Origin of the sequence: Streptomyces sp. NBC_00820 (assembly GCF_036347055.1) — a bacterium.
Taxonomy (GTDB): domain Bacteria; phylum Actinomycetota; class Actinomycetes; order Streptomycetales; family Streptomycetaceae; genus Streptomyces.
Genome location: NZ_CP108882.1, coordinates 6,547,846 through 6,561,753, shown reverse-complemented (window position 1 = coordinate 6,561,753; position 13,908 = coordinate 6,547,846). Strand labels below are relative to the sequence as shown.

The 13,908-nt window shown below is 73.4% G+C and carries 10 protein-coding genes; 1 reads left to right on the top strand and 9 read right to left on the bottom strand.

Annotation, left to right across the window (positions count from 1 at the left end):
* Window positions 1–66: 66 nt before the first annotated feature.
* The 8 genes from OIB37_RS29330 to OIB37_RS29295 all read right to left on the bottom strand — a co-directional run bounded on the left by OIB37_RS29330 (window position 67) and on the right by OIB37_RS29295 (window position 11,346).
* Window positions 67–2,592: an SWIM zinc finger family protein gene (locus OIB37_RS29330; protein ID WP_330460624.1), complete on the bottom strand. Its 2,526-nt coding sequence runs from the start codon at window positions 2,590–2,592 to the stop codon at window positions 67–69.
* Window positions 2,589–5,501 carry a DEAD/DEAH box helicase gene (locus OIB37_RS29325; RefSeq protein ID WP_330460623.1) on the bottom strand — a complete coding sequence of 971 codons (2,913 nt, stop codon included), beginning with the start codon at window positions 5,499–5,501 and terminating at the stop codon, window positions 2,589–2,591. The genes OIB37_RS29330 and OIB37_RS29325 overlap by 4 nt, the downstream gene beginning before the upstream one ends.
* Window positions 5,502–5,595: 94 nt before the next feature.
* Window positions 5,596–6,177, bottom strand: coding sequence for a sugar kinase (locus OIB37_RS29320; RefSeq protein WP_330460622.1), 582 nt, complete (start codon window positions 6,175–6,177; stop codon window positions 5,596–5,598).
* Window positions 6,174–7,319, bottom strand: coding sequence for an ROK family glucokinase (locus OIB37_RS29315; RefSeq protein WP_330460621.1), 1,146 nt, complete (start codon window positions 7,317–7,319; stop codon window positions 6,174–6,176). The genes OIB37_RS29320 and OIB37_RS29315 overlap by 4 nt, the downstream gene beginning before the upstream one ends.
* Window positions 7,320–7,479: 160 nt before the next feature.
* Window positions 7,480–8,328: an ATP-binding cassette domain-containing protein gene (locus OIB37_RS29310; RefSeq protein WP_443058219.1), complete on the bottom strand. Its 849-nt coding sequence runs from the start codon at window positions 8,326–8,328 to the stop codon at window positions 7,480–7,482.
* Window positions 8,325–9,407 carry an ABC transporter permease gene (locus OIB37_RS29305; RefSeq protein ID WP_330460620.1) on the bottom strand — a complete coding sequence of 361 codons (1,083 nt, stop codon included), beginning with the start codon at window positions 9,405–9,407 and terminating at the stop codon, window positions 8,325–8,327. The genes OIB37_RS29310 and OIB37_RS29305 overlap by 4 nt, the downstream gene beginning before the upstream one ends.
* On the bottom strand, window positions 9,404–10,408 hold the full coding sequence (locus OIB37_RS29300) for a sugar ABC transporter substrate-binding protein (protein WP_330460619.1): 1,005 nt from the start codon (window positions 10,406–10,408) through the stop codon (window positions 9,404–9,406). The genes OIB37_RS29305 and OIB37_RS29300 overlap by 4 nt, the downstream gene beginning before the upstream one ends.
* A gap of 200 nt (window positions 10,409–10,608) precedes the next feature.
* Window positions 10,609–11,346: a GntR family transcriptional regulator gene (locus tag OIB37_RS29295; protein ID WP_330462005.1), complete on the bottom strand. Its 738-nt coding sequence runs from the start codon at window positions 11,344–11,346 to the stop codon at window positions 10,609–10,611.
* A 130-nt stretch (window positions 11,347–11,476) separates the two neighbouring features.
* Here OIB37_RS29295 and OIB37_RS29290 point away from each other — a divergent pair, with 130 nt between their 5' ends.
* Entirely contained in the window at window positions 11,477–12,499 is a 1,023-nt protein-coding gene (locus OIB37_RS29290) for a Gfo/Idh/MocA family protein (protein WP_330460618.1), read from the top strand.
* 130 nt (window positions 12,500–12,629) lie between these two features.
* Here the strand turns inward: OIB37_RS29290 and OIB37_RS29285 are convergent, their stop codons facing one another.
* On the bottom strand, window positions 12,630–13,817 hold the full coding sequence (locus OIB37_RS29285; protein ID WP_330460617.1) for a cytochrome P450 family protein: 1,188 nt from the start codon (window positions 13,815–13,817) through the stop codon (window positions 12,630–12,632).
* Between the last annotated feature and the right edge of the window lie 91 nt (window positions 13,818–13,908).

Below are 13,908 nucleotides of genomic sequence, written 5' to 3'. Positions count from 1 at the left end.
CCCTGAAATCACCGGGAAACCCTCACACCGCCCTCACCGGACAGGCCGGGCGATGGCCACCGCACGTCAGAGGTCGCCCGCCGCGCCCAGTCCGGTGAGGGCGCCCACCGGGTCGAGGTCGGGGGTTCCCCGGGGCCACCAGTCGTCCTGGCCGGGCTCCGACTCGTAGGCGTACCAGAGCCCGTCCCGGCCGAGGCGGAGCTGGGCGTGGCCGAGGGGGTGGGTGAGCCGGTTGCGCCAGGGGCGGAAGGAGGGCAGGTCGGCGGCGAGCAGCAGCGGGCGGGCCCGGTCGAACCGGCCCGCCGGCGGGTCCCACGGTTCCTCCAGGACGGCCAGTCCGGCGAGGCCGCCCTGCCGCCAGGCGGCGACCGCCCGTGCCAGGTCGGCCGGGGTGCGGTCGGTGGCCGCGGCCAGCGTGGCGTACAGGGCGCGGGTGGCGGCGGTCAGGCCGGAGCCCGGGCGGGCGGCGGCCAGCCGTACCGCGTCCTGCCACAGGGTCAGTTCCGCGACCGGGTCGATGCCGGCGGCGAGCAGCGTGTGCGCGCGGGCCGCGGCGTCGGTCGCGAGCTGGTCCAGGGCGAAGGGGTCCGGTCCGCCGGGCACCGCCGGGTACACGGGAGGCTGCTCGGGGTGCGGTGGCACCGGCAGCGGAGCGGGCAGCGGCGCAAGCCGACGGGAGGCGTCCAGGGCCGTCGAGGCCCGTATGCCCGGCAGGGCCTGCGGCGCCCGCTCCCGGGTGGCGCGGGCCGCGCGCGCGGCGCTGCGCCGGGACAGCGCGTCGAGCAGTTCGCGCTCGCCCCTGCCGCGCAGCAGGAGCAGGACGAACGGGTCGGCGTCGAGCAGGCGGGCCGTCTGGTAGCAGAGCGCGGCCGCGTGCTTGCAGGGGTGACCGGAGTCGGGGCAGCTGCAGCGCGGGACGAGATCTCCGGGGCCGGGCAGCAGGGGCACACCGCAGTCCGCCAGCGACTGCGGCAGCTCCTTGTCGAGCAGCGCCGCGATGTGCCCCGGCCGGTCGGCCGCGGCGTCCAGGAACCGCTCCCAGTCCGCGTCCTCCAGCGTGCGCAGGCGCATCTGCACACGGTAGGGCCGCGGGCGGCTGCCGCGCACGTACGCCAGGACCAGCCCCGGGGTCACGGTGATCGCGTCCACCTTCCCCAGGTCCGCGTACCCACGCCCCCGCTCCAGCCGCCGCGCGTCCAGCGCCTGTCGCTCCAGCGCGTCGGTCCAGGCGTTCCCCCACCAGGTCTCGGCGAAGGCCCCGCCGTCCGGCGCCGCCGGCCTGGGCGCGAACGCCGGGAAGGTACGGCGGAGTTCGCCGTCACGGTGCGGGGTGGCCATGGTGGCGGGGACCTGCGCGGGTGCGGCAGGGGCCGAGGGCGAGGGGAGGAACGGGGCTGCCGAGGCGCCGCCGTCCGCGTCCTCGGAGGCCTCGGGGACCCCGGGGACCCCGGGGACCTCGCGGACCTCGGGCTCCATGCGCCGACCCCACAGACGGGGGTCGATGCCCTCCAGGGCACGCGGCGGGGGCGTCCAGGACCCGTCCGGCCCGTGCCCGGACTCCGACGGGACATCTCGACGGCGCTCCTCCCCCGGATGCTCGGGAAGCCCGGACTCCACACCGTCGTCGTCGCCACGGGGCGAGACAGCCGCAGGGCCGGTTACGTCCTCACGCCCCCGCACGGACTCCCGAGCACCGGACTCCGCGTCGTCCAGGGCGCGAGGTGAGGTGGCGGGCGGCTCGGCCCTGTGCCGAGGCCCGGGCTCGCGAGCCGGGCGGCCGGACTCGGTGCCGTCCCCGGCACGAGCCGTACCGGCCGCGGGGCCGGCCGAGGAACCGGCCGAGGGACCGCCCTCAGGTCCGGACTCCGGCGCGGAGGCCGCGGCGCCGGACTCGCTCAGGTGACCGGAGCCGCCGGGCGCGTCGGAGTCGCCGGGCGCGTCGATGCCGCCGTGCGCGTCGGAGTCGCCGGTCTCCTCCGGGGCGTCGACCCAGGTGGGCATGCGGAAGGCGGTCGCGAGGAACTGGCGCATGTCACGGGCTGCCTGGGCCCGAGATCCCCCGGTCTCCTCCCCCGCGCGGGGCGAGGTGTCGGGGCGGCCCGGTGTACGGGGCCCGCGCCGGGCGCGCGGCTGTGCCGCCTCGGCGAGGCGCGCCTCACGGCGGGCCGCCCTCAGCGCCTCACGCGCGACGTCCCCCGGTCGCGCCGCGGCGGCGGGCGAGGGGGCGACGGTGGGGGTGGGCCGGCTGTCGTGCGCGGTGTCGTCGGCGGAGGCGCCGGTGGCCTCGACGGCCTGGGCCTCGGCCCCGGACGTGCTCGCTTCGCCGCGCGCCGGGCCCGCAGTGGCCTCGTCGGTCTCCCGTTCGGCCGCATCGCCGAGCGGTGCTCCGGCACCGGCGCGGCCGGCCCGAGGCACGTCCGTCTCGCCGCGCGGCGCCGCCCCCGCGACACCGCGGCCGGTCCCCGGCGCGTCCGTCTCACCGAGTGGCACCCGGGCAGGGGCACGCTCGCTGCGCTCGACCTCCGCTCGCTCCCGAGCCGCCCGCAGGGCGCGGCGGGCGGCGTCGCCGGGGCGGTGTTCCGTGGGGGTCACGACGTCCTCCGCAGGGAGACGAGGTCGGACAGATCGTGGTCGGTGAGTTCGGTGAGGGCCGATTCGCCGGAGCCGAGGATGGCGTCGGCGAGGGCGCGCTTGGCGGCGAGCATCTCGGCGATGCGGTCCTCGACGGTGCCCTCGGTGATCAGGCGGTGCACCTGGACGGGCTGGGTCTGGCCGATGCGGTACGCGCGGTCGGTGGCCTGTTCCTCGACGGCCGGGTTCCACCAGCGGTCGAAGTGGACGACATGGCCCGCGCGGGTGAGGTTCAGGCCGGTGCCGGCGGCCTTGAGGGACAGGACCAGCAGCGGGGTCTCGCCGCTCTGGAAGCGGTCGACCATGCGCTCGCGCTCGGCGACCGGTGTACCGCCGTGGAGGAGTTCCACGGGGACCGCGCGGGCGGACAGGTGGGCGGTGATGAGGCGGGCCATGCCGACGTACTGCGTGAAGATCAGCGCCGAGCCGTCCTCGGCCAGCACGGTGTCCAGCAGCTCGTCCAGCAGGGCGAGTTTGCCGGAGCGGGCGGCCATGGCGGTGCCGCCGCGCGTGCCGGGCCCCTGGGCCTCTTCCTTCAGGTACAGCGCGGGGTGGTCGCAGATCTGCTTCAGGGCGCCGAGCAGCTTCAGGACGAGGCCCCGGCGGGCCATGCCCTCGGCGGTCTCGATGACGGCCATCGACTCGCGCACCACCGCCTCGTACAGCGCGGCCTGTTCACGGGTGAGCGGGACGGGGTGGTCCGTCTCGGTCTTGGGCGGCAGCTCGGGGACGATTCCGGGGTCGGACTTCTTGCGGCGCAGGAGGAACGGGCGCACCAGGCGGGCCAGCCGGGCCACCGCCTCCCCGTTGTCGTCGGTCTCGCCGTTCTCCACCGCGCGCGCGTGGCGGGCGCGGAAGGACTTCAGGGGGCCGAGGAGGCCGGGGGTGGTCCAGTCGAGCAGGGCCCACAGTTCGGAGAGGTTGTTCTCCACCGGGGTGCCGGTGAGGGCCACGCGCGCGGGTGCCGGGATGGTGCGCAGCGCCTTGGCGGTCGCGGAGTAGGGGTTCTTCACGTGCTGGGCCTCGTCGGCGACGACCATGCCCCAGGGCTGCTCGGCGAGCCGGGCGGCGGCGGAGCGCATCGTGCCGTACGTGGTGAGGACGAAGCCTCCGGCGACACCGTCCAGGCTCCGGTCGGGGCCGTGGAAGCGGCGGACGGGGACGCCGGGCGCGAACCGGATGATCTCGCGCTGCCAGTTGCCCAGCAGGGAGGCGGGGCAGACCACGAGGGTGGGCGCGGAGCGGGCCCGCTTGAGGTGCAGGGCGATGAGCGTGATCGTCTTGCCGAGACCCATGTCGTCGGCGAGGCAGCCGCCGAGCCCGAGGGAGGTCATGAGGTCGAGCCAGGCCAGGCCGCGCAGCTGGTAGTCGCGCAGGGTGGCGTCGAGGCCGGCGGGCGGCTCGGCGGGGGCGAGGCCGGCCGTGAGGCGGTCGCGCAGGGCGGCGAGCGCGCCGACCGGGACGGCCTCGACGGTCTCCCCGTCGACCTCGGTGGTGCCGGTGAGCGCGACGGACAGCGCGTCGACCGGGTCGAGCAGGCCGAGTTCGCGTTTGCGGGCCTTGCGGACCAGGGCGGGGTCGACCAGCACCCAGCGGTCCCGGAGCCGTACGACCGGCCGGTGGGCCTCGGCGAGGGCGTCCATCTCGGCCTCGCTGAGCGGATCGCCGCCGAGGGCGAGCTGCCAGCGGAACTGGAGCAGGTCCTCGCTCTCGAAGAACCCGGTGCCGTCGGTCGCCGAACCGGGCGCCGTCCGGACCACCGCGGCGGCCGTGAGATCGCGGGCGAGGTCCTTGGGCCAGTGCACGGCGACCCCGGCGGCGGCGAGCCGGGAGGCCGCCACGCCGAGCAGGTCGCCCACCTCCTCCTCGGACAGGGCGAGGACGTCGGGTGCCTCCTGCTCGGCGAGCCGGTCCAGGGGCGGCCACACGCGGGCCGCGCGCCGGACGGCGAGGGCGGCGTCCACGCGTGCGCGTGGTCCGAAGGCCGCGTCGGCCTCGCCCGCCCACAGGGCCGCCGCGTCGGCCACCAGGGTCGGGTCGGCGAGGCTGTGCACCTGTGTGATCGCGGCCCCGGCGGCGCGGGTGCGCCCGGAACCGGCGTGGTCGTCGCGGTCGCCGGCGGCGCCGGAGTCGAAGACGTCGTACGCGGACAGGTCCAGGCGCAGCGAGATTCGCACTCCCGCGTCCATGCCGGCGGCCACCTCGGCCGCCCAGTCCTGGGCGTGCGGCAGCGCCTGGGGCGCGCGGGCGGCGAAGGGCCGGCCGGAGGTGTGGGGGGCCGCCGGGGTACGGGGCAGGGTGTCGGCGACGGCGTCCACGAAGGAGCGGATCAGCGCCTCCGGGTCGGGCAGCCGGAGCGGTCCGGGGTCGGGGAGGGGTACGGCGTGGCCCTCCGGGGGCAGGGCGGCGGCCACCGCGCGCAGGTGGGCGATGTCGTCGGGTTCCAGCGGGCCGGCGCGCCAGGCGTCGTGGCCGCTCGGGGTCAGGCCGGGCAGCAGGCGGCCGCGCGCGACGAGCCGCAGGGCGTGCAGCGCGGCGGCGCCCCAGCAGGCCGTGGCGGGGTGGGCGGCCGGGTCGCGGCGGGCCCGGACCAGCAGCGGCAGGGCCTCGGCGAGCGGCAGGGTGAGCGCGGGCACCTGGCGGCGGCGCACGCTCGCTCCCTGGCGTCGTACGACGGTCAGCTCGCCGGCGCCGGCGTCCGGGGCGGCAGTGGTGGGGAGCGGGCCGCCGTCGGGGTCCCAGAAGGCGATACGGCCCTCGCGCGGGAGGGGCGCGGGCAGGTAGACGGAGGCGAGGCGTGCCGGAACGGGGCTCCCGGTCGGCCCGGAGCCCGCCGTGTGCCCGGCCACCGCGGCCGTGCCGTCGCTCATACGTCCTGCCACCTCCCGCCCGTGCGTCGGATCAGACGACTTCGACTGTACGGGCGGGGTCTGACAATCGGTTCCGGTGCTGGTCGCGGCCGGGTTACGGAACGGCGCGGGAGACGACGAACACCATCGGGGAGTTCGGGTCGGACGTGTTCACGACCACGTCCTGGGTGGGCTCCGGGTTCTTCTGGCTGTGGGTGAGGCCGGCCCAGGGGCCGGGTCCGCCGAAGTCCCAGCCGGCGATCTTCCGGTCGCGGGCGCCGATGGTGACGCGGTTCCGCTCCAGCTGGTCCGGGCGCGCGCCCAAGGTGCCCAGGAAGCTGTCCAGACCGGCGTTGTTGGTGCGGAACTGCACGTACAGGCGGCTGGTCTTCCAGTTGTTGGTCTCGTAGTAGGCGACGCTGTCGGCCGGGTGCGGGACCGCCACCTGGTAGAGGCGGCGCTGCACCTTCGACGGCCAGCCGGTGGTGAGGCCGGTGGCCGAGTACTTGGCTTCCTTGTCCTTGCCGCTGTTGCGGCTCTGGTTGGCGGAGATCACCAGGTAGCCGGCCGGGACACCGATGAGCAGGACGATGATCAGCAGGGTCAGCGCCCTGCGTCTCGCCTTGTGGCGCGCGTCCTCGGCCGGCCGGCGGGGCTCGTCCGGGGGCGCGGCCTGGTGGGGCAGGGACGGGGTCATGCGGTGTCCTGGTCGCGGCGGGTCTGTACGTAGCGCTCGTAGCGCTCGTGACGCTCCACGCGGCGCCGCTTGGCGCGCCGGAAGCGGCGGGCGACCAGCCGCGCGAGGTCGGCGGCGCCGACCATGCCGGCCTCGGGGCCGAGCTGGGCGCGGGTGATGCGGGCCTCGGGGCGGTAGCCGCGGCCGGTGAGGTGGCGCTTGAAGGCGTCCCGGGCCGGGCCGATGAGCAGGTCGTCGGCGGCGCTGACGCCTCCGCCGATGACGAAGCAGGAGGGGTCGAGGGCGGCGGCGAGGTTGGCGATGCCGACGCCGAGCCACTGGCCGATGTCCTGGAGCAGCTCGATGCACATGGCGTCGCCCTCGCGGGCCAGCTCGGTGATCATCGGGCCGGTGATGTCGCCGATCTGGCCCTTGACGTGCTCGATGATCCCGTAGGCGACCGGGGAGTCGGCGGCGGCCATTTCCCTGGCCTCGCGGACGAGCGCGTTGCCGGAGCTGTACTGCTCCCAGCAGCCGCGGTTGCCGCAGGGGCAGCGGTGGCCGCCGGGCACGACCTGCATGTGGCCGAACTCGCCGGCGACGCCGAACTTGCCGCGCTTGACCTGGCCGTCCTCCAGGATGGCGCCGCCGATGCCGGTGCCGAGCGTGATCATGACCAGGTGGTCCTCGCCGCGGCCGGCGCCGAAGCGCCACTCCGCCCACGCGGCGGTGTTGGCGTCGTTGTCCACGAGGACCGGCACGGAGAGGCGGCCGGAGAGGCGGTCCCGCAGGGGTTCGTTGCGCCAGGACAGGTGCGGGGCGAACAGGACGCGGTTGCGGTCGGCGTCGACCCAGCCGGCCGCGCCGATGCCGACCGCGTGCACGTCGTGCCGGTCGGAGAGGTCCAGGACCAGTTCGACGATGGTGTCCTCGACGACCTGGGGGCTCTTGGACTTGTCCGGGGTCTCCGCGCGGAGCTTCTCCAGGATGTTGCCGTCGGCGTCCACGACGCCCGCCATGACCTTGGTGCCGCCGATGTCGATGCCTACCGTGGGCACGCGGGGCGCGGTCAGGTGGGATCGGCGCTCCCGTGTGCCGACCGTACGGAGGACCGGGGCCCGACGGGAGCCGATGGGGGCGGTGAGGTCGCGGTAGGTGCTCATCGTTGGTCGATTCTGCCTCACCGTGCGGGTGGGTGCGTTGCGGGACGGGGGGTGGGACACGCGGTCGTCACCGGGTGGCGCGCGGTCGTCACCCGGTGCGGGGTGGCCGGTCCGGGTGACGCGCGGCGGGGCCGCGCGGCCGTCCGGTCCCCGCCACCCTTCAGTTTCGCTGCAGTTCGTGGACCAGCGCGTCCAGATCGGCTCCGCCGGCCATCTGCTTGGTCAGCTCGTCCAGGGTGATCTCGTCGCGTGTGTGGTTGCCCACCATGGTGCCGCGCCTGAGCAGGACGAAGCGGTCGCCCACCAGGTACGCGTGGTGCGGGTTGTGGGTGATGAGCACAACACCCAGGCCCTTGTCGCGTGCCGCCGCCACATATTTGAGGACCACACCGGACTGCTTCACACCCAGTGCGGCCGTCGGCTCGTCCAGGACGAGGACCTTGGCGCCGAAGTAGACGGCCCTGGCGATGGCCACGCACTGGCGTTCGCCGCCCGAGAGAGTGCCGATGGGCTGGTCGACGTCGCGCAGGTCGATGCCCATGCGCAGCAGCTCGGCGTGGGTGGTGCGGCGCATGAAGTCGACGTCCATGCGCTTGAAGGGACCCGCGCCCTTGCGGGGCTCGGAGCCGAGGAAGAAGTTGCGCCAGACCGGCATCAGGGACACGACGGCGAGGTCCTGGTAGACCGTGGCGATGCCCCGATCCAGGGCCTCGCGCGGCGAGGACAGCCGGGTCTCCTCGCCCTCGATGCGCAGGATGCCGCCGTCGTGCCGGTGCAGGCCGGCGATGGTCTTGATCAGCGTCGACTTGCCCGCGCCGTTGTCGCCGAGGACACAGGTGATCTGCCCGGCGTGGACTTCGAGGGAGACCCCCTCAAGGGCGCGGACATTGCCGTAGTACTTGCTGACGTCGGTCAGCTCGACCAGCGCGGTGCGCTCCGCCGCCTCGGGTTGTGTCCCGGTCGTCCCCGGTGTCGCGGGTGTCGCGGGTGTCTGGGGCGTCTCGGTCATTTCGCGGCCTCCGCGCGCTTGCGGACCCAGGTGTTGAGCAGGGTCGCGAGGAGCAGCATGGCTCCGAGGAAGAACTTGAACCAGTCGGGGTTCCACTCGGCGAAGACGATGCCCTTGCTGGTCATGCCGAAGATGAGCGCCCCGACCGCCGAGCCGATGGCACTGCCGTAGCCGCCGGTGATCAGGCAGCCGCCGATGACGGCCGCGATGATGTAGATCATGTCGTTGCCGACGCCCTCGCCGGACTGGACGGCGTCGAAGGAGAACAGCAGGTGCTGGCCGGAGATCCAGGCGCCGAACGCCACGGCCATGTAGAGGCCGATCTTGGTCTTGGCGACCGGGACGCCGACCGCGCGGGCCGCGTCCTGGTTGCCGCCGACCGCGAAGATCCAGTTGCCGACGCGGGTGCGCAGCAGGATCCAGGAGGCGAGCGCGACGAGGCCGAGCCACCACAGGATGGTGACCTTGAAGCCGACGCCGCCGATGGTGAGGGTCGAGGCGAAGACGGCGTGGGCGCTGGGGAAGCCCTCCATGTCGCCGATGGTCTTGGTGGAGACCGTGCCGTCGATCAGCTTGGTGAAGCCGAGGTTCATGCCGTTCAGCATCAGGAACGTGCCCAGCGTGATGATGAAGCTGGGCAGCTTGGTCCGGGTGAGCATGAACCCGTTGAAGGCACCGATGGCGAGGGTGAACAGCAGCGAGACGCCCGCGCCGACCCAGGTGTTCGCCGTCATCTGGTAGCTGAACATCGAGGAGATCAGCGCGGAGGACGTCACGAGGACGCCCGAGGAGAGGTCGAACTCCCCGCCGATCATCAGCAGGGCCACGGGTACGGCCATGATGCCGATGACCGAGGAGGCGTACAGGACCGTGGCGAGGCTGGCCGGGTGCAGGAACCCGTCGGCCACGACGGCGAAGAAGACGAAGACGGCGATCGCGCCGACGACCGAGCCCAGCTCGGGGCGGGCGAGGAGTCTCCGCAGCGGTGAGGTCTGCAGAATCCTTTCGTCAGATTTCTTGTCCGGCAGCGCGCCCGGCGACCGGCCACCAGGGCTGCGCTCGTCGGTCGTGACGCTCATCGGGTGCCCCGCTCGGTGTACTCCGCCAGCGCGGACGCCTGGTCCTTGGTGATGATCTGCGGGCCGGTCAGGACCGGCTTGCCGCCGCCGAGGACGTCGCCGTTGTACTTGTACAGCCACAGCAGGTCGACGGCCTGGTAGCCCTGGAGGTACGGCTGCTGGTCCACGGCGAAGCCGAGGGTGCCGTTCTTCAGCTCGGCGGCGACCTGGGCGTTCAGGTCGAAGGTGTCGATCTCGGCCTTGCTGCCGGCGTCCGACTTGGCCTTCACGGCGGTGTCGGCGTAGGGAGCGCCCAGCGTGACGACCGCGTCCAGGGACTTGTCGGCCTGGAGCTTGGCCTCGATGGCGGACTGCACGTCGGGCATGTTCGTGCCGTTGACGTAGAGCTTGCGCAGCTTGCCGTGGAAGCTCTTCTCGACGCCGTCGCAGCGCTGCTCGTGGCCGACGTTGCCCTGCTCGTGCAGGACGCACAGGGCGTTCTTCCTGCCCCGCTTGTTCAGCTCCTCGCCGACGGCCTCGCCGGCGATGGTCTCGTCCTGGCCGATATGGGTGAGGGCGCCGAAGGCCTTGGATTCCTCGGAGCCCGAGTTCACCGTGATCACCGGGATGCCGGCCTTCTCGGCGCGGGCCACCGCGGCCTTCATGGCGTCCGGCTTGGCGAGGGTGACGATGATGCCGTCGACCTTCTTGTCGACCGCGGCGTCCACCAGCTGGGCCTGCTGCTGGGCCTCGTCGTCGTGCGAGTACAGGAAGTTGATGTTGTCCTTGACGGCGGCCTGCTCGGCGCCGCTCTGCACGATGTCCCAGAAGGTGTCGCCATCTCCCGAGTGGGTGATCATCGCGAAGGTCCAGCGGGGCGTGTTCACCGCCGACCTGCCCTGGGCCGCGGCGGCCTTGCGGGCGTCCTCGGCCCGCTTGCCGCCGGTGCTGCTGCAGCCGGCGAGGGAGAGGCTGAGCGCCCCCGCCAACGCGATGCCTACCCAGGTCCGAAACCGTGCCACGAGGCGTTGCCCTTCTTGCCGTGCTCTGACTGTGCTCCTACGTGCGCAAGGGGCGGGCGACCTCACCGTCGGTGCGTTCCGTCGGCGACCTCACCTGCCCCAAACACTTCAGTATCGAACACGGTAAACACCCGCGATATGCCCGGGGAGCCCAAACCGGTCACATTGTCCTGACATTGTGACGAACTCAGACGGGCCGCTCAGGGGCGTACGAGCAGCTGGAATTCGAAGGAATAGCGGGCCGGGCGGTAGGTGTGGTCGCCCAACTCGACCGCGCGGCCGGTGTCGTCGAATGTGACGCGTTGCATGGTGAGCAGCGGGGAGCCCTCGGCCTCGGCGAGCCGCTCGGCCTCGGCCGCGGTGGCGCCGCGGGCCCCGATGCACTGACGGGCGCTGTGCAGGGTGATGCCGGCGGAGCGCATCAGCCGGTACAGGCCGGTGGTCTCCAGTTGACCGGTGTCCAGGTCCAGCAGGCCGGGCGGCAGATGGTTGATCAGGTAGGCCATCGGCTCGCCGTGCGCGAGGCGCAGGCGCTCGATGCGGTGGACATCGGTGCCCTCGGTGACGCCGAGCGCGGCCGCGACCTCGGCCGAGGCGGGGACGACCGTGTTGACCAGGACCTTGGTCGCGGGTCGCTGGCCGGCCGCCTCCAGGTCGTCGTAGAGGCTGCTCAGCTCCAGGGGGCGCTTGACCCTGCTGTGCACGACCTGGGTGCCGACGCCCCGGCGGCGCACCAGCAGGCCCTTGTCGACCAGGGTCTGAATGGCCTGCCGGACCGTGGGCCGGGACAGGCCGAGCCGGGCGGCCAGCTCGATCTCGTTGCCCAGCAGGCTGCCGGGCGTGAGGCCGCCGTGCTCGATGGCGGCTTCCAGCTGCTGGGAGAGCTGGAAGTACAACGGCACCGGAGAGCTGCGGTCCACACGCAGCTTGAGTGACACGGTCGGGTCGGCATCTGGTTTCGGCACGGGCCCGAGCGTAGTCCGGCGCCCGGTTGACGGGAAGTTGTGTAGTCCGATTGTCAGGACATGCGGATTGACAGCGTGCGGGGTCGGCCCCCACTTTGTTCCCATGCGCATCGGGGTCATCGGTACGGGCCGCATCGGCACCATCCACGCGAACACGCTGAGCCGCCATCGGGAGGTCGGATCACTGATCCTTACGGACACGGATCCGGCACGGGCACAGGAGGTGGCGCACCGGCTGGGTGAGACGGCGGCGCCGAGCGTGGACGAGATCTTCACCTGGGGCGTGGACGCGGTGGTGATCACCACGGCGACGGCCGCACACGCCGAGCTGATCGGGCGGGCGGCCCGCTCGGGACTTCCGGTCTTCTGCGAGAAGCCGATCGCCCTCGACCTGCCGGGGACGTTACACGCGCTCGCCGAGGTGGAGTCGGCCGGCACGGTGTTGCAGATGGGCTTCCAGCGGCGCTTCGACGCGGGCTACGCGGGCGCCCGGGAGGCGGTGCGCTCGGGCCGGCTCGGCCGGCTGCACACCGTACGGGCCATGACCTGCGACCAGTCTCCTCCGCCGCCGGAATGGCTGCCGCTGTCCGGCGGACTGTTCCGGGACACGCTCATCCACGACTTCGACGTGCTGCGCTGGGTGACGGGCCGTGAGGTGGTGGAGGTGTACGCGACCGGTTCGGACGCCGGGCCCGCGATGTTCCGCGAGGCCGGTGACGTGGACACCGGCGCGGCGCTGCTCACCCTGGCCGACGGCACCCTCGCCACGGCGACCGCGAGCCGGCTGAACGGAGCCGGCTACGACGTCCGCATGGAGCTGGCCGGCGAGCGGGACACGGTCGTGGTGGGCCTCGACGACCGCACGCCGGTGGCCTCCACCGAGCCGACCGGTCCCCCGCCCGCCGACAAACCCTGGACCGGCTTCCTGGAGCGGTTCGGCCCCGCCTACGAGGCGGAGCTTTGCGCCTTCGTCGAGGTGGTGCGCGGCGAGCGGGCCAACCCGTGCGACGGCCGCGAGGCACTCCAGGCCCTGCGTATCGCCGAGGCCTGCGAGGTCTCCCGCCGTGAGCGCAGGCAGGTCCGGCTGGTGGAGATCCCGGACCGGCTGCAGCCGTTGCAGTCGTAGCCGTTGCAGCCGTTGTGGTCGCAGCCGTTGCGGGGGGTGGAAGAGGGGGATCGGGAGGAGCCGGGACGCGGTCGGCGGTCGGCGGTCGGCGGCGTTCAGACGTGTGCCGGAGCGCCGCAGCCCGTCCCGGTCACCAGCGGACCGGCAGCGTGCGCACCCCTCTCATCAGCATGCCCGGGAGCCATTCGCCGGGGGCGTTGTCGAGGGCGAGGGCGGGGGCGCGGGTCAGCAGGGTGCCCACGGCTGCCCGGCCCTCGATGCGCGCCAGGGGGGCGCCGAGGCAGTAGTGGATGCCGTGTCCGAAGGCGAGGTGCCCGCGGGTGTCGCGGCGGATGTCGAAGCGGTCCGGGTCGGCGTAGCGGTCGCCGTCGCGCTGGGCCGCGGTGAGGCCGATCATCACCGACTCGCCCTGCCCGATCGCCGTGCCGGCGATCTCCAGGGGCTCGGCGGCATAGCGGAACGTGGCGGTCTCCACCGGCCCCTCGTAGCGCAGCATCTCCTCGACGGCACCGTCCAGGAGGCTCATGTCTGCGCGCAGGGCGGCGAGCTGGTCGGGGTGGGTGAGGAGAGCCAGGACGCCGTTGCCGATGAGGTTGACGGTGGTCTCGTGGCCGGCGATGAGCAGCAGGTAGGCCATGCCGCGCAGTTCCCGCGCGGAGAGCCGGTCGCCGTCCTCGGCGGTGGTGCGGATCAGGTCACTGAGCAGGTCGGTCGGTCCGGCGCACCGCTTGTCCTCGATCAGCTCGGTGAGGTACTCGGCGAGGCGGACGACGGCGTCGTACTCCGTCTGTGTGCTGGTCGGCGCGACCACCTCGGTGGACATCTTGCGGAACTCGGCGCGGTCCATGTCCGGGACACCGAGGAGTTCGCAGATGACGGTGATGGGCAGCGGGTAGGCGAGGGCGTCGATGAGGTCGGCGCGGCCGCGCGGGATCATCTCGTCCAGCAGGTCGTCGGTGATCCGCTGGATCCGCGGGCGCAGCCGCTCCATCCGGCGCGCGGTGAACGCGCGCGTGACCAGGGAGCGCAGGCGCGTGTGCTGGGGCGGGTCGGCGACCAGGAGGTTCTTGCCGATCAGCTCCTCGTCGAGGAAGGTCGTACCGATCTTGCTGATGTCCTTCGCCAGGCGGGGGTCGGCGAGGGCGGCGCGGGCCTCCCCGTACCCCACGACGAGCCACGTCTCCTGGCCCCGGTCGATGCCCGGCGTCCGGACCCGGTGCACGGGACCCCTCTCGCGCAGGAGGGCGTACACCGGATGGGGATCGCGGCGGAAATCATCGCCGAACTCCCCCAGATCGACCACCCGTTGCCTGTCCATCGCTCCCCCTCCGGACTCCCCCGAGGCCTGCCGGGCGTCCCCCGGTAAGTGGACAACGTGTGAGGCGTGCGGTCAGTGCCCGTCTCCGCGG

Coding starts and splice junctions, on each gene's coding strand:
- OIB37_RS29325 (WP_330460623.1), bottom strand. CDS start 5,501: ATGAGCGACGGCACGGCCGCGGTGGCCGGGCACACGGCGGGCTCCGGG.
- OIB37_RS29320 (WP_330460622.1), bottom strand. CDS start 6,177: ATGACCCCGTCCCTGCCCCACCAGGCCGCGCCCCCGGACGAGCCCCGC.
- OIB37_RS29315 (WP_330460621.1), bottom strand. CDS start 7,319: ATGAGCACCTACCGCGACCTCACCGCCCCCATCGGCTCCCGTCGGGCC.
- OIB37_RS29310 (WP_443058219.1), bottom strand. CDS start 8,328: ATGACCGAGACGCCCCAGACACCCGCGACACCCGCGACACCGGGGACG.
- OIB37_RS29305 (WP_330460620.1), bottom strand. CDS start 9,407: ATGAGCGTCACGACCGACGAGCGCAGCCCTGGTGGCCGGTCGCCGGGC.
- OIB37_RS29290 (WP_330460618.1), top strand. CDS start 11,477: ATGCGCATCGGGGTCATCGGTACGGGCCGCATCGGCACCATCCACGCG.
- OIB37_RS29285 (WP_330460617.1), bottom strand. CDS start 13,817: ATGGACAGGCAACGGGTGGTCGATCTGGGGGAGTTCGGCGATGATTTC.